General features: G+C 36.1%; 15 protein-coding genes. 2 read left to right on the top strand and 13 right to left on the bottom strand.

The genetic code is table 11. The annotated features are described in order from the left end of the window. Nucleotides 1-101: 101 nt before the first annotated feature. Nucleotides 102-1046, bottom strand: a complete 945-nt coding sequence (locus tag CLU83_RS15725; RefSeq protein WP_100432479.1) for a bifunctional riboflavin kinase/FAD synthetase — start codon at nt 1044-1046, stop codon at nt 102-104. A 239-nt stretch (nt 1047-1285) separates the two neighbouring features. Between CLU83_RS15725 and CLU83_RS15720 the strand changes: the two genes are divergently transcribed. Then, nucleotides 1286-4006 (top strand): reprolysin-like metallopeptidase, encoded by a 2721-nt coding sequence (locus tag CLU83_RS15720; RefSeq protein ID WP_100432478.1) that lies wholly within the window; start codon nt 1286-1288, stop codon nt 4004-4006. Between the two features lie 129 nt (nt 4007-4135). Continuing rightward, nucleotides 4136-6055, top strand: coding sequence for a glycoside hydrolase family 97 protein (locus tag CLU83_RS15715; RefSeq protein WP_100432477.1), 1920 nt, complete (start codon nt 4136-4138; stop codon nt 6053-6055). A 421-nt stretch (nt 6056-6476) separates the two neighbouring features. Here the strand turns inward: CLU83_RS15715 and CLU83_RS15710 are convergent, their stop codons facing one another. The 12 genes from CLU83_RS15710 to CLU83_RS15655 all read right to left on the bottom strand — a co-directional run bounded on the left by CLU83_RS15710 (nt 6477) and on the right by CLU83_RS15655 (nt 23598). Further along, the gene (locus CLU83_RS15710) at nt 6477-7058 is read right to left on the bottom strand and encodes a hypothetical protein (protein ID WP_100432476.1); all 582 of its coding nucleotides are present in this window, start codon (nt 7056-7058) and stop codon (nt 6477-6479) included. 2 nt (nt 7059-7060) lie between these two features. Continuing rightward, on the bottom strand, nt 7061-8221 hold the full coding sequence (locus CLU83_RS15705; RefSeq protein WP_157802115.1) for a hypothetical protein: 1161 nt from the start codon (nt 8219-8221) through the stop codon (nt 7061-7063). A gap of 777 nt (nt 8222-8998) precedes the next feature. Further along, nucleotides 8999-10183 carry an aldose epimerase family protein gene (locus tag CLU83_RS15700; protein WP_100432474.1) on the bottom strand — a complete coding sequence of 395 codons (1185 nt, stop codon included), beginning with the start codon at nt 10181-10183 and terminating at the stop codon, nt 8999-9001. 529 nt (nt 10184-10712) lie between these two features. Then, nucleotides 10713-12221, bottom strand: a complete 1509-nt coding sequence (araA, locus tag CLU83_RS15695) for an L-arabinose isomerase (RefSeq protein ID WP_100432473.1) — start codon at nt 12219-12221, stop codon at nt 10713-10715. A gap of 179 nt (nt 12222-12400) precedes the next feature. Continuing rightward, the gene (locus tag CLU83_RS15690) at nt 12401-13102 is read right to left on the bottom strand and encodes an L-ribulose-5-phosphate 4-epimerase (protein ID WP_100433773.1); all 702 of its coding nucleotides are present in this window, start codon (nt 13100-13102) and stop codon (nt 12401-12403) included. Next, the gene (locus tag CLU83_RS15685) at nt 13086-14777 is read right to left on the bottom strand and encodes a ribulokinase (RefSeq protein WP_100432472.1); all 1692 of its coding nucleotides are present in this window, start codon (nt 14775-14777) and stop codon (nt 13086-13088) included. Before CLU83_RS15685 ends, CLU83_RS15690 begins: the two co-directional genes overlap by 17 nt. 164 nt (nt 14778-14941) lie before the next feature. Further along, nucleotides 14942-16927 carry an alpha-L-arabinofuranosidase C-terminal domain-containing protein gene (locus CLU83_RS15680; protein WP_100432471.1) on the bottom strand — a complete coding sequence of 662 codons (1986 nt, stop codon included), beginning with the start codon at nt 16925-16927 and terminating at the stop codon, nt 14942-14944. A gap of 224 nt (nt 16928-17151) precedes the next feature. Continuing rightward, nucleotides 17152-18129, bottom strand: a complete 978-nt coding sequence (locus tag CLU83_RS15675; protein WP_100433772.1) for an arabinan endo-1,5-alpha-L-arabinosidase — start codon at nt 18127-18129, stop codon at nt 17152-17154. Nucleotides 18130-18250: 121 nt separating this feature from the next. After that, nucleotides 18251-19240 (bottom strand): glycoside hydrolase family 43 protein, encoded by a 990-nt coding sequence (locus CLU83_RS15670; RefSeq protein ID WP_100432470.1) that lies wholly within the window; start codon nt 19238-19240, stop codon nt 18251-18253. Nucleotides 19241-19325: 85 nt separating this feature from the next. Continuing rightward, nucleotides 19326-20942, bottom strand: coding sequence for an arabinan endo-1,5-alpha-L-arabinosidase (locus CLU83_RS15665; RefSeq protein ID WP_100432469.1), 1617 nt, complete (start codon nt 20940-20942; stop codon nt 19326-19328). 11 nt (nt 20943-20953) lie between these two features. After that, nucleotides 20954-22501: an alpha-N-arabinofuranosidase gene (locus CLU83_RS15660; protein WP_100432468.1), complete on the bottom strand. Its 1548-nt coding sequence runs from the start codon at nt 22499-22501 to the stop codon at nt 20954-20956. 80 nt (nt 22502-22581) lie between these two features. Then, the gene (locus CLU83_RS15655) at nt 22582-23598 is read right to left on the bottom strand and encodes an arabinan endo-1,5-alpha-L-arabinosidase (protein ID WP_100432467.1); all 1017 of its coding nucleotides are present in this window, start codon (nt 23596-23598) and stop codon (nt 22582-22584) included. Nucleotides 23599-23654 lie beyond the last annotated feature (56 nt).

Raw genomic sequence — 23654 nt, 5'->3', positions numbered from 1 at the left:
ATTATGTAAGAGATATGATATCATGACGTTTATTCACTTAAAAGTGTTGTCACAATGTTGAAGGAAATCTTTGTCGAATAGAATAATATTGCAGGAATATTTTATTGTTTTTCAAAAAAAGCCAAAGCCGTATTTTTATCTTTTTCCAATTGCGCTTTTAAATGATCAACTGAATCAAATTTTTCTTCATCCCTGATTCTTTTCAATATGGAAACCGTTATTTTTTGATCGTATAAATCATCTTCAAAATCAAAATAATTAATTTCTATAGTTTGATTTTTACCATCGACAGTAGGGTTAAAACCAATATTCATCATCCCTAAAACTGTTTTAGAGCCAATAATGCTTTTAACAATATAAACGCCATTTTTAGGAATCAGCTTAAAGTTTTCTTCTATTTTTAAATTAGCTGTAGGAAATCCAATAGTTCTGCCTAACTGTCTGCCCTTGGCGACAATGCCTGTTAAAGAATAGCTGTAGCCCAGATATTCATTGGCCAAAGCCATATTGCCTTCGTCCAGAGCATGTCTTATTTTTGTAGAACTTACTGATACTTCTTTGATTTCCTGAGCCGAAATTTCTTCGACTTCAAATCCATATTGTTCTCCAAACCTTTTTAGATCATCAATATTGGCTGTCCGGTTACGGCCAAAGCGATGATCGTGACCGATAATTATTTTGTGTATGTGGAATTTATCTACAAGTATGTTTTTTACAAATTCTTCGGCAGTCAGTCTTGAGAAACTTTCATCAAAAGGGTGAATTACCAAATTTTGAATTCCAATTTGCTTCAGTAATGCTACTTTTTCATCGATAGTATTGAGCATTTTTATACCTGAATCCTCTTGTAATACCATTCGCGGATGTGGAAAAAAAGTAAGAACTAAGCTTTCGTACTTTTTGTTTTCGGTATTTTGAGTTACTTTTTCAAGTATTTTTTTATGACCAAAATGAACGCCGTCAAAGGTTCCAAGGGTAAGAATTGTTTTTTTTGCATTTTCCCCAGATGCAATTTGGAAATCGTTTATTGAATGAAAAATTTTCAAAGTACCTGTTTTAAATTTTTTTGCAAATTTATAGTATCTATTTTAAAACTAGACGAAGAAGTTTCTATTTTTAAATGATTTGAATCGTTAAACTCAATTTAATTTGCAAAATAATGTTTTGTATTGTATTTGAAATATTAATTTTTTCTGAAATTGTTCTCATTTATAGTATATTCCATTGCAAATAATTTAATTTTGTTTGTCATTTTTGTTTTTATTATTAAATCTAGTAACTGGATATGAATAGATTATTTTTTTGCTTAGGAATTCTTGCAATGAGTTTTTCTGTATTTTCACAAACTAATTCCTCATGGAAAGAAGTTAGCAGTACTCAAAAAGTGGCATCTCAAAAGCAAAACGATAATATAATCAATGCAAAACGGTTATTTACTTTAGATTTAAGCCAATTCAAGCAATCTCTTGAAGCTATTGATGTAAATGGGTTGGGTAAAGGTGTTTCTGTCGCAATTCCCAATAGTGATGGAAAAATGGAACAGTTTTTAGTGGTAGAATCTTCTAATTTTGTTCCTGAGCTGCAATCAAAATATCCTAATATCAGATCCTATTCCGGAATTGGAATTACTGACGCTGGTGCTACTATTAATTTTAGCATTGCTCCAAATGGTGTCCAGTCGATGGTTTTGAGAGGAGAAAGTGGTTCTGAATTTATTGATCCATTAACTGATAATAAATCTATTTATGCAGTTTCGACTTCCAAAGCAAGAAGCAAAGGACCCTTGCCGTTAACCTGTAAAACGGCAGATGTTGCTTTGAATAAAGGTTTGACTCAGAAAGCAAGTGCATTAAAATCCAGCAATGGGGTGTTTAAAACCATGCGGCTGGCTTTGTCCTGTACAGCTGAGTATACTGAATATTTTGGTGGGACTGTAGCAGATGCGTTAGCAGGAATGAATGCAACAATGACTAGAGTGAATGGCATTTTTAATAGAGATCTTGCTGTAAAATTACTGCTTATTGCCAATGAATCTGATATTATCTATACTAATGCCGTTTCCGATCCTTATTCTGATGCTACGATCGGTATGGATCCAGTTAAGGATTGCACTGGTGATTGTCCCGTTGCTTGGAATCAGGAACTGCAAAGCACTTTAACATCAAAAATAGGCGAAGCAAATTATGATATTGGTCATTTGTTTGCCGCATCAGGAGGTGGAGGAGATGCGGGCTGTATTGGCTGTGTATGCAGTGCTTTACAGAATACGAATTCGACGCCAGTTTATTCGCTTGGAAAAGGAAGCGGTTATACCTCTCCATCCAACAGCAGGCCTGAAGGAGACCTTTTCGATATCGATTTTGTAGCTCATGAAATGGGTCATCAACTGGGGGCAAATCACATTTTTTCGTATGATGTTGAAGGCACAGGAGTAAGCGTAGAGCCTGGAAGCGGTTCTAGTATTATGGGATATGCCGGAATAACGGATTATGATGTTCAAAATTCTTCGGATGATTATTTTGGGTTTGCCAGCATTAAGCAGATTCAAGATAATTTAGCTATAAAAACATGTCCTGTCAAAACAACAATAAGCAATCAGACGCCAACAGTAAATGCTGGATTGGATTACACCATTCCGAAAGGAACACCATTCGTTTTGAATGGTACTGCTTCGGATCCTAATGGCGATACTATGACGTACTGCTGGGAACAGAATGACTCTGCGGCAAGTAAAGAAAGTAATGGAAACAGCATTGCTTATGACACTAAAACTACAGGTCCTACTTTCCGATCTTTTTTGCCTGTCAGTGTTACTAATCGTTATTTTCCTGCTTTCAGCAGAGTATTGGTTGGACAATTGACTACGACTTGGGAATCCGTTTCCAACATAGGAAGATCATTGAATTTTGTATTCACAGCGAGAGATAATGCATCGTCGGGCTTAGCACAGACTAATTCAGATGCTATGGTTGTTACTGTTGACGCTGCTAAAGGACCGTTTGCTGTTACTTCGCAGAATACTGCTGGTATCGGCTGGGTTTTAGGTTCGTCCCAAACCATTACTTGGGATGTGAATGGAACTAATTCATTGCCAGGATCGACTAACGTAAATATCAAATTGTCTACAGATGGAGGGCTGACTTTTCCAATTATATTGGCTTCCAATACACCCAATGATGGTTCTGAAGTAATAAGAGCTCCTGCAACTGCCGCTAAGAGCTGCAGAATTTTAATCGAGCCCACTGGGAATGTTTTTTATGCAGTGAACAGTACTCCTTTTACGTTAGGGTATACTGTGGAAACAACTTGTAATTCCTATAGTTTTTCAGCGCCTTATTCTATTCCTGAGTCACAAACTTATGCAGAGCGAACAATTGTAGTTCCTGCGACAGATGGAGAGATTACCGATGTTAATTTTAATGTTAGTTTTACTCATACCTATATTTCTGATGTTCAAATTGAAGTGGTGAGTCCAAAAGGAACTACTGTGAAGTTGTTTGATAAATCTTGTGGGGCGACAAATACTAGTTTAATTTTAACCTATGACGATTTGGGAGGGGCATTAGGATGTGGGGTTAATACCAGTCAAATTGTTGTTCCTACTGGTGTTTTGGCAAGTTTTAATGGAGAGAGTGCTCAAGGAACTTGGAAATTACGGTTTAGAGATACTGGGGTTGGGGATTCGGGAACAATAGATTCGGCGTCTATTCAGATTTGTTCCAGTGCTTATGTCCCTTTGGCTCTTCCTGATTACGAAATTAGTAATTTTGTGCTGTACCCTAATCCTAATAAAGGAAGTTTTACTATTCAGTTTAAAAGTATTGATACAGCTGATCTTCAGGTATATGTTACGGATTTATCAGGACGAAAAATTTACCAGAAAACAATTAAAAACACAGGCAGTATCAGTGAGGCTGTTCAGTTGCCAAATGCAGCAAAAGGAACTTATATTGTTACCCTTGTAGACGGCGAGCGAAAAAGCAGTTCGAAAATTATAGTGAAATAGATTGATTTAATGTTTTGCTTTATTAGATCTAACTATTTTATGAACTCATTAAATATTTTCAGCTAAATTGATAATTAGGGGTTTTATTTTTTGTAAACTTGTAAGTGTAAAACAAACACTTATTAATTTATGAAAAAAATCTTTAGTTGCCTTTTGTTGGCAGCTTCATTTCTGTCATTTGCAGAAAAAAGCACCGATTATACGTTTGTCAATTCAGACAAAACGATAAGCATTGCTTTTAATTTAGACGCAAAAAAAATACCCTATTACAAAGTTTTCTATAAAAATAAGCAGGTTATCAATACTTCACAGCTTGGAATTATCCGTGAAGATGCCAATTTTTATACTAATATGAAGATTCTAAAAGTGTCTAAAGCACTCCCGTTGAAATCTTCGTACAGCATGCTTCAAGGAAAACGAAAAAATATTGACTATACTGCCAATCAATATACGGTAAGTCTGCAAAACAGTACTGGAGAAGCGATGGAGATTATTTTTCAGCTTTCTCACGATGGAATAGGTCTGCGTTATCATTTTCCTAAAACGTCCAGTGACATCAAGAAAATAGTTGAAGAGAAAACCACTTACAATTTTGATGCTTCCGCAAAAGCGTGGCTTCAGCCTATGTCTAAAGCCAAAACTGGCTGGAAAGAAACTAATCCTTCCTATGAAGAGCATTATGCGATGGGAATTCCAGTAAATACAAAACCAGCAATTGGAGAAGGGTGGGTATATCCTGCTTTATTTAATGCTAATGATGCTTGGGTTTTGATTACCGAAACTGGTCTGCAGGATAACTACTGTGGCAGCCGACTGGTATATAATGATACTCAAAAAGCGTTGCAGGTTACGTTTCCCCAAAAGGAAGAGATTTTTCCAAACGGAGCTCTTAATCCAGAATCGCAATTGCCATGGTACACCCCTTGGCGTGTAATTACTGTCGGTTCTTTGAAAACAATTACCGAAAGTACCTTAGGAACTGATTTAGCTGATCCAGCAGTTCCAATGGATACTTCATTTATCAAAAGCGGATTGTCATCTTGGAGCTGGGTTTTATTGAAAGATGATTCGGTTAATTTTGAGACTACTTTGCAGTTTATTGATTATGCGTCCAGCATGAATTGGCCGTATTGCCTGATTGATGCCGATTGGGATACAAGAATTGGTGATGCTAAAATGAAAGAATTGGCAGATTATGCCAAAGAAAAAAATGTAAAATTATTGGTTTGGTACAATTCATCAGGACCATGGAACGGTACAGAATACCATCCGAAAGGGAAACTGCTAACCCACGCTGATAGAGACAAAGAATTTACAAGATTAAATGAATTGGGTATTGCGGGTGTCAAAATAGATTTTTTTGGCGGAGATGGTCAATCAATGATTGAATATTATCATGCAATATTGAAAGATGCCGTAACACATCAATTGTTAATCAATTTTCACGGCGCTACTTTGCCTAGAGGATGGCAGCGTACGTATCCTAATTTACTAACCACCGAAGCTATAAAAGGGGAAGAGTTTATTACCTTTTCGCAAGAAGCTGCCGATTTACAGCCAAGCCATTGCACTATGCTTCCTTTTGCCAGAAACGTTTTTGACCCGATGGATTTTACTCCGATGGTTTTGGATGCTATTCCTAATATTAAACGCAAAACAACGCCGGCATTTGAGCTGGCTTTGCCTGTTTTGTTCCTTTCCGGTATTCAGCACATTGCCGAAACACCTGTTGGTATGGCCAAAATGCCAAAATATGTAGTGGATTATCTAAAAGATATTCCAACGAATTGGGATGACTCCAAATTTATAGACGGTTATCCAGGAAAGTATATTGTTATGGCCAGAAAGAAAGACAATGTTTGGCATATTGTTGGAGTTAATGGTCAAAATATTGCAAAAGAAATTGAAATCGATTTGTCATTTGTGACCAATGATTCAGGTTATGTTATTTTGGAAAATGAGAAAGGTTTTCAACAGCTTCCAGTATCAAAAAAGACAAAACTGAAAGTAACTATGAAACCAAATGGTGGGTTTGTGGTGAAAATATAGAGGAAAGAGATTTTAAGTTGGTTTAAAAAAAGCCAGCAGATTATATTATCTGCTGGCTTTTTTATTGTTTCTCACTGTATGACTTTTGAAGACATGCAGTTCTAAAAACATTCACGGAAAAAGTCGGGAGACTTTTATCATGTTTACGATCTTTCAAGAACTTTTAAAGAAACGCAAAGGCAGAGACATTTGCGAAGCGGAAACTGTATCTTTATCTTTTTGATATTACTAATTTCTCTAAAAAGTATTCTTTCTGAATACTTTTTTTAATAAAAATAAAAAACATATTATGATGATAATTATGAGAACAATATAAAAGTAGTTTATCATGTAATATGTATCATAAATATTAATTGTAAGAAAAAAATCTTCGAAGTATAAATACAAGAGTATGAGGCCAAGTACCAATGATATTTTTGTTTTAATTTTCATCTATTACTAAATTATTAAAAAATGCGTTAAACATTGTAAAATTACTCTTTTGAATTTCTTGGAAACTTACATCTTCTATTATAAAATTCATGAGTTGTTCGGGGAATTTTTTATATAAAAATTTATTTTCAACAATCATGGTAATATCAATAATTAAATCTTTAATAGTTCTTGACTCTAGATTGTTATCTTTCATTTGAGTAATTTCTGAGGTCGAAAAAAAAAGTTCTATTTTGTTTTTCTTTACCATAATCACATAGAAGGGGACTAAAACACTTAACAATAAAGATAAAGTATATAACTCTCCATTCTCTATAACTGATAATTCAAAGTTAATTGTTCTATCTTGCCAATCTAATAGTGAAGCATTTCTGAAATTTGCCAGAACATTATCATTATTAAATTCCTCTTTTAATTTAATATAAATATTTGAATTGTTTTGGAAATATTTAATTGTTTTCAATAACCGTTTGTATTCCTCAGAATTAAAATATTGACTTTCTTGGGTTCTAGAGCATATATTTGTAGGATAGAATAAATATGCTAAATTTGTTAAGACTTTTTCTATCATAATTAATTGCAATTTCCTGTCCCAAACATATTCGTTTTATATTGTGTAGGTGTTACACTGAAAGAAGAAGAATTGAAATTTACTCTACCTCCAGGAATAAATAAAGGGTAATTGTATTTTAGTCTTTCCTCAAAATATAATCGGACAGTTAAAGCAGAAACAGGTTTGTTTCCATACATACTAACAGTTTCACTCATTGATACTTCAACTGCCTTTGCCGACAAAGTTGCTGCAAGACCAGGACCTATTGTAGTATTTCCAATTGATAAATTTGTAGGAACACCAAATAAGATGGCATTTGGGTATTCAATTATTTGACTAAAATGATAACCATCTGTTGTAATTACAATAATGTTGAAATGAATATTTATTACGGCAGATTCTTGCCATTGTGAACCAGGTTTTGATGTGAAATTAAAACTCTCACAACTTGGAGGAAGAGATATGGTAGCTGTATCTGCGCTCTCAGCACCTGGATCCCAAGAATAAGAAGTATCGCCTCCACCATAGTAGTTACCAAAGTCACCATCAAAAAGACCACTGCCAAATATACTAGAGGATCCATACACATCTAAAGCATCTACAGTGTGGTAATTGTTTTGTATGATAACTTCATTTAATTGTACTGCAGATCGATGCATTGATTTAGATGCTTTACCATTCTCAGTATTAGTTTTTATAGCATTATTATTTTTAACAAACTGACTTACAATAATTCCATTCTTGGCTCTGAATCCATTAATGAAATCGCCATCTAAAGAATAAGTAAATATTTTTCCAGAAAAATGATCTTTCTGAGAATTTTCTTCAGGATACATACTAAAAACGACACTCTTAATTTCTTTGTCTATCCTCAGTAAAAGAATCCGTTTGTTTATAGTTTTGTTATTTGTAGCATAAGGAATTATAGTTAATAGCTGGTCGCTGCCATTTATTTTCTCTTGGGAAATTTTGTCAAATTCGAGATTTGATAATTCCTCTTTAGAAAGCTTAGAGAATTTTGCTGTTGAGGGCTGAATTAGCAATGTTTTTGCCTCATTGATAGTTACGGTCTCAATCCTGCTTTGCTGTTCTGTTGGGGTTTCATCAACTTGGCAGTTGGTTAATGTTAATGCTAAAGCAAAAAGGAATGTTCTTTTTAAATAATTAAATCTTCTCATCATTCTTAAATTGTTTTTTTGTTTTTCATTTGGCATAATGCTGGGCTGAAAAGTTAGTACTCATGGCAATTAATCCTTACTTTTTAAACCACAAAACAGACGGATTGTTTGACGGTTCGTTCGGTAAAATCTCTTGCAACTTGTATATACTTGCTACTTGTAGTGTATTTTTAACAAATGTATAAATAATATTTTTATTACAAATAATCAAATAGGCTTTTTATTTTGCTTTCTAAAAAATCAGTCTGCTTTATGATTTTTTCTGAACCATTAAGATGTGTTTGCAATGTTTCTATTCATTTTTCATTTTCGGCAAGTTGGGTTTTTAGTTCCTTTTCTGTTTTCGGTGCAATGTTTTGAAAAGTGCTTTGAAAAACTAAAGCCCCCGCCCCGCATTCTCCTGACTTTGTGCCTTTTTCTAATGATTTTCAAAGCTGTAAATCTAATAAAAGTCTCCTGACTTTTACGGTAAACATCTTATAGATTTGATATTTTTCTTACAAATAAAAACATTGTATCTTTAAACATAGAAGTGAAAATAATACCAAACGATATTATATTTTAATCCAAATTGTTCTGGTATAACTACAAAACAACAGTTTTGTTACTTTCTAGTTTAAGGAGCTCTTCTGAGATCGGGGTTATTAAGGCTAATTGTATCCATAAAAAAACCTCGAAAGCATACACTCCCGAGGAATTTTTAAAACTAACTTTCATTAGTTTCTAAACTAGATATCTAACTAATAACCAAATTTTATATAATAACTAGTATATTTTAAACTACTTAACCGAAAATTTAAAAGTAGTTTTTGTTTTATAATTTTCTCCCGGACTTAATACAGTCGTAGGAAAGTCTTTTTGATTTGGTGAATCTGGATAATGCTGTGTTTCAAGACAAAGACCAGTTCTGTGTGCATACGTTCCGCCATCTCTCATTGGTAAAGTTCCGTCTAGGAAGTTACCAGAGTAAAATTGGATTCCAGGTTGGTCAGTATAAACTTCCAATAATCTTCCGCTGGTTGGTTCATAAGCCGAAGCTGCAAAACGCTCTCCTTTGCCTTGGTTGTTTAAAACCCAGCAGTGATCATAACCCAATCCTTTTTTCAATTGATCGTCTGTAGCGTTGATTTCTTTGCCAACAGCTTTTGGTTTTCTAAAATCAAAAGGAGTATTAGTAACATCCGTCAATTGACCAGTTGGAATAAGCGTAGCATCTACAGGAACTAATTTATCTGCATCAATAGTGATTTCATGACCTAAAATTGGTTTTGTAAAATCAGATGATAAGTTGAAATACGAATGCTGTGTTAAATTTACAACCGTTTTCTTATCAGTAGTCGCCTCATAAAGCACGTCTAATGCATTGTCTTTGTTCAAAGTGTAAGTCACAAAAACAGTTAAGTTTCCAGGATATCCTTCTTCCATGTCTTTGGCTACATACTTCAGTTTTAACGATGCAGTATCACCGCCTTTAGCTTCCTCGGCAGTCCAAACCACCCTGTGGAAACCTTCTGGGCCTCCGTGCAAAGCATTTACGCCATTATTAATGGCTAAAGAATATTCTTTTCCATCCAAAGTAAATTTACCTTTTGCAATTCGGTTGCCAAATCTTCCAATCAATGCACCAAAATACGGATTGGCTTTTTGGTATTGTTCCAACGAATTGAAACCAATCACCACCTCTTCTGATTTGCCTGCTTTATTAGGTACTTTTAAGGACGTAATAATACCACCATACGTAATGATGTTTACTTCCATTCCTTTTTGGTTTTTCAAGGTGTAACGATCTATTTGTTCTCCTTTTTCGGTTTTACCATATACCGTTTTTGCTATAGATACAGAATCTGTAGCTTTAGCTTCTAAAGCATTAGATGCTTCTTCTTTTTTCTCTCCTTTGCACTGTACATTCATACTTACTATACTTAAAATGGAAATTCCATAAACACAACGTTTTACTAGATTCATATATTTTTATTTTTTTTGGTTTACTACTTTATGCAAAACAATCAATTTTGTTCCTCAGTCCGATAAAGCTTTGCCATATCATAAAAATAAGAAACACCAAAGCAAAACAACACTTAGATTGGGATAATTTTAACAGATTATCCTTAAATTATTTAATATTTTAACTTCAAGCATCTGGGCGTGACCCTCCGTCTCGTCCGAAAAAGACGAGACTACAGGTCGGGCTTTCCGTTCCCGCTTTTTTTCTTTATCAATTGCCTCGGGTTTAAACCCGAGGCAATTGATAAAGAAAAAAGAGCTCCACTTTAATCCCTCACGCGAACTCGGGTTAACCTACAGATTCAATTTTAAAATGAGAGAAAGTAAATTCAACTCTAATTAAAAATTACTCCAGCAGGATTTTTAAAACCTGCTGGAGTTTAGCTAACTAACTTAACTAAATAAAATTTTATAGACATTCCAATGGAGAAGCATGGTATATTTACAGGCATTTTTTTGCCATTTACCACAGTTCACCACTCACAATTCATTAAAGCTTATGCTGAAACAAATGGAAATAAGCTTCATTTGCATTGATAGTATCTTTGAAATTACGGATAGTCGTATTTGCATCGATAACTAATAATTCGATACCAGCGATATCAGCAAAATCTTCCATAAACTCAGTAGTTACCGCTTGGCTGTAAACAGTATGGTGTGCACCACCTGCAAGAATCCAAGCTGTAGCAGCAATATCAAGGTTTGGTTTACAATCCCATAACACGCGTGCTACTGGAAGTTTTGGCAATTCAGCCATAGGTTTCACTGCAGTTACTTCGTTTACGATTAATCTAAAACGGGTTCCCATATCTACTAACGATACGTTGATTGCATCACCAGCAGGCGAGTTGAATACCAAACGAGCAGGATCTTCTTTTCCGCCAATTCCTAATGGATGCACTTCACAAGATGGTTTTCCGTCAGCGATAGATGGACAGATTTCCAACATGTGCGATCCTAAGACGTATGATTTTTGAGGAGTAAAGTGATATGTATAATCTTCCATGAACGAAGTTCCTCCTTCAAGACCTACATTCATAACTTTTAATGCTCTAACCATTGCTGCAGTTTTCCAGTCGCCTTCACCTCCAAAACCGTATCCATCGGCCATTAAACGCTGTGTTGCAATACCAGGAAGTTGTTTCCAAACTCCTAAGTTTTCAAAAGTATCAGTAAATGCTCCAAAACCTCCTTCTTCAAGGAAAGCTCTTAATCCTAATTCAATTTTTGCAGCGTCAACTAGAGATTGTCTTTGCGCTCCGCCTTCTAAAAGTGATGGAGTCAAGTTATAAGAAGCCTCATAAACTGCTAATAAATCAGCCAATTGTTTATCGGTTACTTTTTCAATATGTTTAGTCACATCAGATGAATCATATCCATTTACAGACATTCCGAAACGCAATTGAGCTTCTACTTTATCTCCTTCTGTAACCGCAACTTCACGCATATTATCTCCAATACGAGCTACTTTTAAGTTTTGCAGTTCATTCCATCCAAGTGCAACTCTTGTCCAGTTTCCTAGTTTTGTCAAAACGCTGTCTTCTTGCCAGTGTCCTACGATTACTTTGCGTTTTTTACGCATTCTAGACATCATAAAACCAAATTCTCTGTCTCCGTGAGCCGATTGGTTCAAGTTCATGAAATCCATATCGATAGTTGCCCATGGAATTTCGGCATTGTATTGTGTATGTAAGTGGCACAATGGTTTATTCAAAATACTTAAACCGCCAATCCACATTTTTGCTGGCGAAAAAGTATGCATCCAAGTGATGATTCCGATACAGTTTTTAGCTGAGTTAGCTTCTAAGCATAAATCCAATACTTGTTTTGGTGATTTCAAAGTGTCTTTGCAAACCACTTTTACTGGAATTTGAGATGCTTCGTCAAATCCTTTAGCCATAATTGCAGCATGTTCTGCAACTTTTAATAATGTTTCTGGTCCGTATAATTCTTGGCTTCCTACTACAAACCAAACTTCTTTTTGAGATATATCTATCATTATATTTTGTTTAATTATTTAATTGTTTAAGGGTTTAAATTGTTTAAGTCTTTTAAGATTTAAAAAGTTTGTCATTTAACTGTTTATTTGTTTAATCGTTTTGCTTCTAATCGATTCAAAATTTTACGATTGCACAATTAAACAATTTTAAACTTTTAAACAATTTAAACCTTCTTCGTTTACTGTCCGTAATAGGAATCTTTTCCATGTTTGCGTTGGTAATGCTTTTTGATTAAAGAATCTTTCAATCGTGGGGCATTAGGATTGATCTGCAAAGTCAGATAAGCCATTTCGGCTACTACTTCCAGAACTTTACTGTTGTAAACGGCTTTGGCTGCGTTTTTCCCCCAGGCAAAAGGACCGTGGTTTCCTATCAGAACCATTTCTGTTTCTTCGTACGAAAGGTTTTTTTCTTTAAAACAATCCAAAATTTGGATACCCGTATTATGCTCGTAATTTCCTTCGATTAAGCTGTCGTTCATTGGGGCAGCACAGGGGATATCAGAGGTTAAGTGATCGGCATGGGTGGTTCCAAAAATCGGAATGTCTCTTTGTGATTGTGCCCAAGCTACAGAATATGTGGCATGAGTATGTGCAACACCGCCAATATTTGGCCAGTTTTTGTATAAATATGCATGTGTTTTGGTGTCCGAAGAAGGGCGTAAGCTTCCTTCAATAACGTTGTTGTCAAAATCGACAATCACTATATCTTCAGGTTTTAAGTCTTCGTAAGGCACGCCGCTTGGCTTAATTGCAAAAACACCTTTTTCGCGGTCAACCGCACTTACGTTGCCAAAAGTATAAACTACTAAATTCAATGCATTCAGCTGCATGTTTGCTTCGTAACACTCTTGTTTTAAATCTTTATACTGTGAACTCATTTTTTCTTTTTTTAATAGATGGATCAGCATAAACGCTTAATTGGTCGTATGCTAAAAGCAATTTGTTGTAAGCCGCTACTTTATCAAGTTGTGGAGTATATTCGCTTTCAAAAGGGCTTCCCATTTTTTGGCTCGCTTCAATTACGTTTGGATAAATTCCAGCGGCAACGGCTGCATAAATGGCTGCTCCCAATGCAGGGGCTTGATCTGATAAAGCTACTTTGATTGGTTTGTTCAACACATTGGCCAATGTCTGCATGATAAATGGCGATTTACGCGCCACACCGCCAATACCGATTACTGTGTCAATACGTACGCCTTCTTCTTCAAAACGATCTACAATTTTTTTAGAACCAAAACAAATCGCATTTACCAATGATTTGAATACATGCGGTGCTTTTGTTCCTAATGATAAGTTTGCAATAGCGCTTTTAAGTTCCTGATTTGCATCTGGAGTTCGTCGCCCGTTAATCCAGTCTAAGGCAACTGGTATGCTTTCCGTTAACGGGATTTTCTCTGCTTCGGCGGTTAACTGCACGATTAATTTGTCGCTGATTTCAGTTTTCAACTGTTCTTTTTGAGAATCAGTCAAAAGGGTTGAAGCAGCTAATAAATTATCTGTTGGCCACAATAATAATTCTTTGTACCAAGCCAATAAATCTCCAAAAGCAGATTGTCCAGCTTCTAATCCGATATAACCTGGAATTACTGATCCATCAACTTGTCCGCAGATTCCGCGAACAGTTTTTGTTCCGATAGATTCTTTAGTGTCAACAATAATATCACAAGTTGAGGTTCCCATTACACGAACCAAAGTGTGTTCGTCTATTTTGGCTCCCACAGCTCCTGAATGTGCATCAAAAGTTCCTACTGCAATAACGGTATCAGTAGAAAGTCCTAATCGTGTTGCCCATTCTTGGCTTAAATTACCTGCAACTAAATCGGATGTATAGGTTTCATTATATAATTTTCCGCGAAGAGTAGCTAGATATGGATCTAATTGTCCTAAAAATTCTTCTGGCGGCAATCCGTTCCAGTCTTCGTGCCACATTGCTTTGTGACCTGCGGCGCAGCGACTTCTTTTGAAGGTTTTTAAATCTTTATTTTCGATTAATAAATACGTCATTAAATCGCAATGCTCCATCCAAGTGTAAGTTGCTTTTTTTACAGCTTCGTCTTCTCTTGAAACATGTAAAATTTTTGCCCAAAACCATTCTGATGAATAAATTCCTCCTTCATATTTTGTGAAATTTTCTCCACCCCAGTTGGCTGCCAATTCATTTATTTCGTTCGCTTCATTTATCGCGGTGTGATCTTTCCATAAAACCATCATGGCATTTGGATTATGTTCAAAACCTTTGGTCAACGCTAATGGTGTTCCATCTTCGGCAACCGGTACTGGTGAAGATCCTGTAGTGTCGATACAAATGCTTCGAATAAGCGAAGAATCTATTTTACTGTTCTCGACTACATATTTTATAGTGGTTTCTAACCCTTCGATATGATCTAAAGGATGCTGGCGAAACTGATTTATTGAGGCATTACAATATTCTTTGTTTTTCCATCGCTTGTAATCACAAACGCTTGACGCTAATTCCTGTCCATTCTCAGTGTCTATCAATACTGCGCGAACAGAATCTGAGCCATAATCTAATCCTATTACATAATTTTTCATCACGATTCTTTTTATATAGGTACAAATATATATATAATTATTTAATAAGTGTGTATTAAACACTTAATTTTTTTGACATTGCAATTATTGATAAAACCTAAGAATGTTAGTATTTTTTGCCATGTTTAAAAAAAAATAACAGAATGCTTGTTAATGCTATTGTGCTACTTAATTTTCAGTTTTAAAACAGTCACAGAATAGGCAGGAACATTTAAAGTTGCTTTTTCGCCTTTCAATTGATATTCACGTTCAGTCGGGCTGATTTTTTTAGGTGAAGCAAATGAATTTTCATCATTAGTATTTGGACTCGTAAGCGTAATGACGATTCCTTTTGATTGTAACTTGCTGCCCTTTAAATCTATACTTAAGTCTTGTGCTTTCGCAGATGTATTGACAACTTTTACGATTACTTCTTTGGTATTCAAATCTTTTACTGCTGATGCGAATAAATCATTTTGGCCAATAAGTGCCTTTCCGTCTTTAGTAATAGCTAATAAATCAGTTCCTTTATTGTTTGCGAATAATTTTTGAACATAATAATTTGGTGTGCCAAAGGACTCTAAATTATTAAACCAAATCATATCCGGCGTCCATTGCCAGCCTTCTTCGTGTGCAAATAAAGGAGCATACGAAGTAAGATGAACTACTTCAGCATTACGTTCCATCCCAGTCATGAAAGCGGCTTCAGAAAAAGCACATTCCCAGCTGTTTTTGTTATCAGGACTTGCAATGGCTACTGTTTGTGCCGCGTATTCTCCTGCGAAAATTTTCGGCCCTTTACGGTCGTAATTGTCGTAACGGGTTGCATTTTCTCTAAACCATTTTGGATCTTTATAATAGTGCTCATCTACTATTTGGGCATTCAATTTTTTAAGTTCTGATTGTGCATACTCAAAATAATCTCCTTCGGGAAATGGTCCGCTTCCTGAAACAATCTTAATTTCTGGATGCTTTGCTTTGATTGCTTTTTCAAACACTTTATAACGCTCGATATAATCTGTTCCCCATTGTTCGTTCCCGACTCCAATAAATTTCAAATTAAACGGTTTTGGGTGTCCCATATCCGAACGAACTTTCCCCCATGGAGTATCTACACTTCCGTTGGCAAATTCAATTAAGTCAATCGCATCTTGCACATAAGGATCCAATTGATCCATAGGAACTAACTCGCCTGTATTGAACTGACAAGCCATTCCACAACTTAAAATTGGTAATGGACTAGCTCCGATATCTTCGGATAATTGAAAATATTCAAAAAATCCTAAACCAAAAGACTGAAAATAATCAGGTGTTGGTTTGTGTGAAAACTCTGTATTCCAACGGTTTACTAAGCTTTCTCTATTGTCAACTTCTCCAACTGTTTTTTTCCATTGGTAACGTTGTGCCAGAGTTCTTCCCTCAACAATACAGCCGCCTGGGAAACGTAAAAAGCCAGGCTTCATATCATATAGTAATTGCACTAAATCTTTGCGAAGACCATTTTTTCTATTGTTCCAAGTGTCTTCCGGGAATAATGAAATCATATCTAAATCAATAGTTCCTGTTCCTTCAAAAGTAAAACGCAATTTTGCTTTTGCTTCTGTGGCTGTTGGAGTAAGCTGAGCAGTGTATTCTTTCCAATCTGAAGCAGTAGGAACAATGCTTGTTTCGCCTAAAACTTGATTGTCTTTTCCAATGAATTGAATAATTATCTTCGAAATATTTCCTGCTTCTTTGGATGCTTTTAGTGTCAAATTGTATTTTGCTCCGCTTTTAATTCCCATTCCTCTGAAACCTTCATTGATGATTTCATAGCCTTTAGCCTCTTTTACTGTAATTCGGCAATAATTATGATTGTTCCCCTTTTTTGAGAATTGAACAGGAACAGCGATTCCAGATTCGGTATTTAAATTATGTTTATCGCTTTTTGGCTGATTCCACCCCATTAAAGGATCATCAAATTCAAATGAGCGGTTTTTTACCATTTCGGCATACAAACCTCCATCGGCTGCAAAGTTGATGTCCTCAAAAAAGATTCCATACATCGTTGGCTGAATTTTGGTAATCGTTTTGCTGGTGTTTACTTCAAGAGTTGTTTGCTGTGCATTGGCATAAATACCATTTAGCAATAGTCCGCAAAGGGTTATTTTGGTAATTAAATTTGGTTTCATTATTCGAATTTTAATGTAATTAGTTTAATATTTTTTGATGTAATTAAGACATGATTTTTTTGTAGCGTGCAAGGTAAATAAAATAAGTGTATAAAATACATTTTTAAAATAATTTTATACTTATTAAGAATCTAAGACACTAAGTTTCTATGATTATGCAGGTAACTTTAAGAGGGTAATAAACTTTTTCCTAACTTAGAATCTTAACAACTTAGTTTCTTTTCTTAAAGCATTGGCCATAAATCTACGTCCCATTTCAATTCCTTTATTTGTAGCAATGGCCTTCCATTTTGTTTGGCATCATAGGCGTGGTAAATGATATAATCTTTCCCGTCAAAAGTGTAGGTGCTGTTGTGTCCAGCTCCGAACCAATCTTTGTCCCCTTGAATTAATAAAGTTCCACCGCCTTCGGTCAATAATTTTCCGTCTTTGTCCACGTAAGGGCCTGTAATGGTTTTGGATCTTCCTACGACTACTTTATAAGTGCTTTTTTCTCCTCGGCAACACAAATCCCACGATAGGAACTGATAATAATAACCGTTCTTTTTGAAAATGAAAGGAGCTTCAAGAGCACCGTCACCTGGATCCGAATCAGCAAGTTCGAATGTTCTTTTGCGTTTAGCGATTGTATGCCATTCCTGCGGTTGTGCAATTGATTTTAAATCAGGATTCAATTTGACCATTTTCAATCCTTCCCAAAAAGAACCAAATGCCAGCCAAGGCGTGTTGTTTTCGTCGAATGTCAAATTAGGATCGATGGCATTCCAAAGATCTCTATTCGGAATCGATTGTATGACAATTCCTTGATCTACCCATTTGTATGCAGGGTCTTTTGGGTCTAATGTAGTATTGGTTGTCACGCCAATCGCCGAAGTGTTTTTTGCGAAAGTGGAAACGGAATAGTACAAATAATATTTATTGTTGTGAAAAGAAATGTCTGGTGCCCAGATATGATTGTCAAAACCAGAAACCACTGCATCCACCCAAGTAGGTTTTTCTGCGAATATTTGAGGCTCTTTATTCCAGTTTTTTAAATCTTTGGAACTGAAAACGCTGATGCCTTTTCCAGTGCAATATAAGTAGTAAGTGTCTTTCTGCTTAATCATCACGGGATCATGAACGGTAACGTCTTGGGCAAATGATGATGTGCCAATTGAAGCAATTAAAAAGAATAGGAGTGTTATGTGTTTATGTGGTTTCATTTGTGCTGCTTTTTTAAACATATAGTCATTTAAGAAAATATAAGTTTTAATGTTTTTTTGGTTGTTAATATTCAGTACAATTCAGTTTATTGAAAACTGCTAACTGCAATCTGAGTACTGCCTACTCCGTTATCCCTTCAGTTGTCATAATCACTCGTTTTATAGTTCCATCTTTATTATAAAACAAACTATCCACACAAACAGATCTTCTAAAACTCCCGCCACTGGGTTCGATACTTCCATTGTGGTAAATGAAATAGGATTTTCCTTTGAAATCGATTATCGCTTGGTGGTTTGTGTTTGAGTTCCCAGCGAGTTCATTTAAGATTCCTTTGTATTCCCAAGGGCCGTTGATGGATTTACTCATTGCGTAGGCTATTTTTTCTGGAAACTGATAAGCATACGACAAGTAATACCAGTTGTTGTGTTTGTGAATCCAAGGCGCTTCAGTATAATTTGGTAAAGAAATGGTTTGGATTGGACCATCGAGTTCGGTCATGTTTGCTTTCAATTTGACATAATGGCAAACGGTATTTCCCCAGAAAAGATAAGCTTGGCCATTATCATCAATCATTACTGTTGGATCGATATCATCCCAGCTAATATTGGTTTGGGTTGTCATGTCATTGGTAATAAGAGCTTTTTCCAGTACATCTTTGAAAGGCCCTGTAGGACTGTCTGAAATTGCAACTCCAATCGCTTTTCCATTAATAGTTCCATGTTCAACAGTAACGTACCAGTAAAATTTTCCATTGCGCTCAATGACTTGAGCCGCCCATGCATCGGATTTTGCCCAAGCGAAATTAGTCACTTTCAGCGGAACGGGATGTTCTTGCCAATGCACCATGTCGGAACTGGAATACACCAGCCATTCGTTCATTTTATAAAAATTGAAATCATTTGGCGCTTCATCATGGCCTGCATAGAGATACACCTTGTCTTTGTAAACTAAAGCTGCAGGATCTCCGGTGTATTTGTCTTTTATAATCGGATTATTGGCGACTGGTGCTTTTTTTTGTCCATTGGCGGAAGCCAAAGTTTTATCTTGTGCTGTTGTCTTGACTGATGTCATCAGAACAAAAGAAAGGATTGGGATAAAAATATTTTTCATTAGAAACAGAATTTATGAAAACGGGGGTTTGTTGAAATTCAAAACCCTTTTTTAAAGCTTAAAAAAGGGTTTTGATAGTAAAAGATTAATTTATTTTTTTGCCCCACACTGGTATGCCGGCTCCAGTAAGTCCGGAATAAGTAAGCGTTACTTTGCGCGTAGCGCTTTCCCAGTCCCAAGCATCATTTACTTTGCATTTTACACCATTTACGGTCAATGTTTTAGCAGTACTGTCATACGACCATGTTCCAGAAACGCCTCCACTCACTTTTTTGTCAGCAGTTAAATAAATAGTAGCCGATTTTTGAATGGTTGCATATTGATAATTCATAGTGATTTGTTCCCATGTTCCAATAAAAGAGGCTTCGGTAATGGTAGTAGCTGGCACACCGGCATAACGCTCAGGTGCTATTACTGGCCATCCGTCCTCAGTCCATTGGATTTCGCGAACATGTCCCATCATTATCGCATTTGATACGGCAATTCCCGGCACATCTTTTGGCAAACGTGCTTGTGAAGAGTAAAACCACTGTTTTGTTTCAGGATTTTGGAAAATAGCACAATGCGAAATTCCTACCCAGCCTGTATGATTATTGAAGCCATAAGGATGTGTCAGCATTGGCCAGCAATCGGCACCAGTGGTTACATTTGCACCGTTGATTCCCATGAAAGGTCCTATAATATTTTTGGAACGGCAAACCCTGGTATTATAGGGTACATCCAAACCATCATAGGCTAAAAATAAATAATAATAGCCAGTATCGGAGTTGTAGATTATCTCTGGACCTTCTGATGCTTGCCAACGGCTGGTCGCACTGCGTGTTGCGATACGAGTCCCATAATCGGCAAGGGTTTTCAATTGATCTGGTTTTCCTGTTGTTGGATTCAGTTTTAAGGCAGCGATGCCCGAATGCCAAGAACCATAAATTAAGTATTGCTCTCCTTCAGGAGTTTCAATAAAACTAGGGTCAATTGCATTAAATTTAAAATAAGCATCTTCCCAGTTTCTTGTACCGGTAAACGAATATGGTTTTACGCCATCTGGTTCTGAACAAACGACCATTCCTTTATCTGTCCAAACATTTGTGGCTAAATCATCGGTTTCTGCCAAACCAATAAAGGCTCTTTCACTCCAAGAGTTGTCAAAACTGGTGCCGATTATTGGATTATCGACTACAATGCTATAATACATACGGTATTTACTGCCCACTTTACGGACACAAGGAGCCCAATATCCATAATTAGGGCTTGTGATGGCAGGCAGAGCCGGATTCATACGGGCTCTCTTGTTATTCAAAGAATCCTTTACCCAAGCTGGTGCAGAGGTCATTGAGGAACCCATAAATTCCCAAGTAATAAGGTCTTTGGAACGTCTGTAGAAAAAATGTCCGTGACCATCAGTTGCATTTCCGTAGGAAGCATCTGTTTGGTACATATAATAATAATCTCCACATTTGGCTACTGATGGATCATGCACATTGGCTAAATTCCATTGCGAATTAGTACTCCAAGAAGCTATCGATGAATAATTATCTGCATAGGTAGGTCCTGCAAATGTTGGAGTAGGAGTAGGGGTCGGAGTTGGCGTAGGAGTTGGGTCTGGTGCCGGATCATCTCCTTTAGAACAGCTAGCCACAGTAAATACTAACAATAGAATTGCAGTATTTAACATTAACCTTAAAATTGAATTTGACTTATTCATTTTGTGTGTTTTTATTTTCCTTCTAAAACAACTACTGAGAAAGGAGGAATAGTGATTTCAAGTTTTCCTTTTTTGTTTTCGAAACCTTTAAAAACTGTTGGTATAATTTTGTTTGGGTTTTCGAATGAATTGTAATCCTGCAATTTAGCTGCTGTTAATATTGTTCCAGTGAAATTTTTAACACCAAGATCATTTATATCAATTTCTATTTTGTTTGTTTTTTGTGCATCAACATTTACTAATGAGATGTGAATTACACCATTTTTATCTTTTGAAGCTGATGCAGATATTGCAGGAAGTGTTTCTCCATTAAAAGTGTATAATGGCGATTGAAAAGTTACTGGCAATAATTGGGCATCCTGATGTACACTGTACATTTTCATTACAGAATAAGTTGGAGTTGTAATCATTTTTGCTTTATCAGTTAAGATTACAGCTTGTAAAACGTTTACGCATTGTGCCAAGTTCGCCATACGGACTCTGTCTGCATGGTTGTTGAAAATATTTAGTGTTGCTCCAGCCAGAACAGCATCTCTCATGGTGTTTTGCTGGTATAAGAAACCAGGGTTTGTCCCTTTTTCCACTTCATACCATGCACCCCATTCGTCTACAATCATCGCTACTTTTTTCTTAGGATCGTATTTGTCCATGATAGCCGCGTGTTTAGTCACGAGCTCTTCCATTTTTAAAGCTGATTTCATCGTATGGAAATATCCGTCTTCAGAAAAATCTGTTCCATCTCCTTTTTTATCCCAATTAATTACAGCATAATGATGTACTCCAACTCCTCCCAACATATTTAGGGGAATATCTTTCATTAAGGTTTCGGTCCAATTATAATCGGAACTATTTGATCCGGAAGCAATGCGGGTTAAACCTCCTGTGTTTTCCCAATCGGACATGAAGGTTGCAAATTTTCTATATTCACCCACATAATAATCTGCGGTCATATTTCCTCCGCAACCCCAAGCTTCATTTCCGATTCCCCAGAATTTAACTTTCCAAGGTTCTGTTCTTCCATTTTTTTTACGCAAATCACTCATCGGGCTTTTGCCTCCAAAGTTGGTGTACTGAACCCAATCAGCCAATTCCTGAACCGTTCCGCTTCCTACGTTTCCTGACAAATATGGTTCAGCTCCAAGAAGTTCACACATATTTAGGAAATCATGTGTTCCAAAACTATTGTCTTCGGTTACGCCACCCCACCATTTATTTACGATAGTTGGTCTTTGTTCTTTTGGTCCAATACCGTCTTTCCAGTGATAGGTGTCTGCAAAACAGCCGCCTGGCCATCTTAAATTTGGAATTTTTAACTCTTTTAATGCCTTAACAATATCATTGCGGACACCAGCAGTATTTGGTATTTTAGAAGTATCACCCACAAAAAAGCCGCCATATATGCATCTTCCTAAATGTTCTGCAAAATGACCATAGATATTTTTGTTGATTGTTGGAGCATCTGCAGTATTTTTAATAGTAAGTGCTGTAGTTTCTTTTTGAGCAAAACTGGATTGATTGCAAAAAGCTAAAACTAATAATAATAAGAATGTCTTTTTCATGTTGTTTCTAATTTATAAAATCATGGGGTTCTTTTGTGGAGTTAACCCCATGATATTTATTTTAATGGATTGATATAATTTTAATATGTAAGCGCTGGCCATCCGTTTGACCATGCAAAATAAACAATTTCTAGTTTTGGATTGCCACTGTCGGCACCGTCATAATAATGTACAGATCCTTTTTGAGTACCTGTAATTCTTGATAAATGTCCAGGTCCAATATAGTTTCCTTGTGTTGCTAATACTGTTGTGCCTCCGCCAGCGGTTAGGTTTACGCCATTTTTGTCAACAAACGGGCCAAACGGACTAGTAGAACGGCCTACAACAATGTAATAAGTGCTGTTAACTCCTTGACAACAGTTGCCACGGTTTACAAACATATAATAATAGCTTCCTTCTTTGATTAAACAAGGCGCTTCCCAAGAGGCTGCGTTTCCGCCAGCAACAATTGTTCTAGTTCCTATTGGCATTCCAGTTGACGGAGTAATTTGGACCACGCCTATTCCTGCGTGCCAAGAGCCATACGCCATATAGACATTGGAACCGTCTACCAAAATAGAAGGATCTATAGCATTTACGTCTGATGATGAGGTGGATGAAACTACTCGTCCTCTGTCTGTCCAGGTTGTTCCTGCACTTTGCGAAATAGCAGGTGTTGTTACTAAACCAATTGCAGAAGTAGCCGAACCAAATGTAGAACACGAATAATACATGTTCCAACGATTGTTAAACCAAGCCACATCAGGAGCCCAATATGTTTTTGTGAAACCAGGAACATAATTGGTTATCCAACTTGGAGTAGAAGTGAAAACAGATGTTCCCCAAGTCCAATTAATTAAATTGGTCGAATATGTCATTGGAATATTGTCTCCAGTGGTAAATACATAATAATTCACTCCGCTTTTTACAATTGTACTAGGATCATGCGATGCTACAGTTCCAGTTACTGTCTTTGCAGTAATGCTTTTAGTTTTTGCTACCGTACCAGTAGGTGTACCACTGATAACTGATGAAGGAGTACTGGCTTCTTCGTTTTGACAACTTGCGATAAGCATTCCAAATAATAAAATATAAGCAATAGATTTTGTGTTTTTCATAAAATATTTTATTAGTATTTTTTAATTAAAATTTGTTTTTTTTGATTAGTTTTTAT

This window comes from Flavobacterium sp. 1 (assembly GCF_002797935.1).
In the GTDB taxonomy this organism is placed as follows: domain Bacteria; phylum Bacteroidota; class Bacteroidia; order Flavobacteriales; family Flavobacteriaceae; genus Flavobacterium.
The sequence above is the reverse complement of the archived record's forward strand: the minus strand, read 5'-3'. Positions and strand labels throughout refer to the sequence as shown.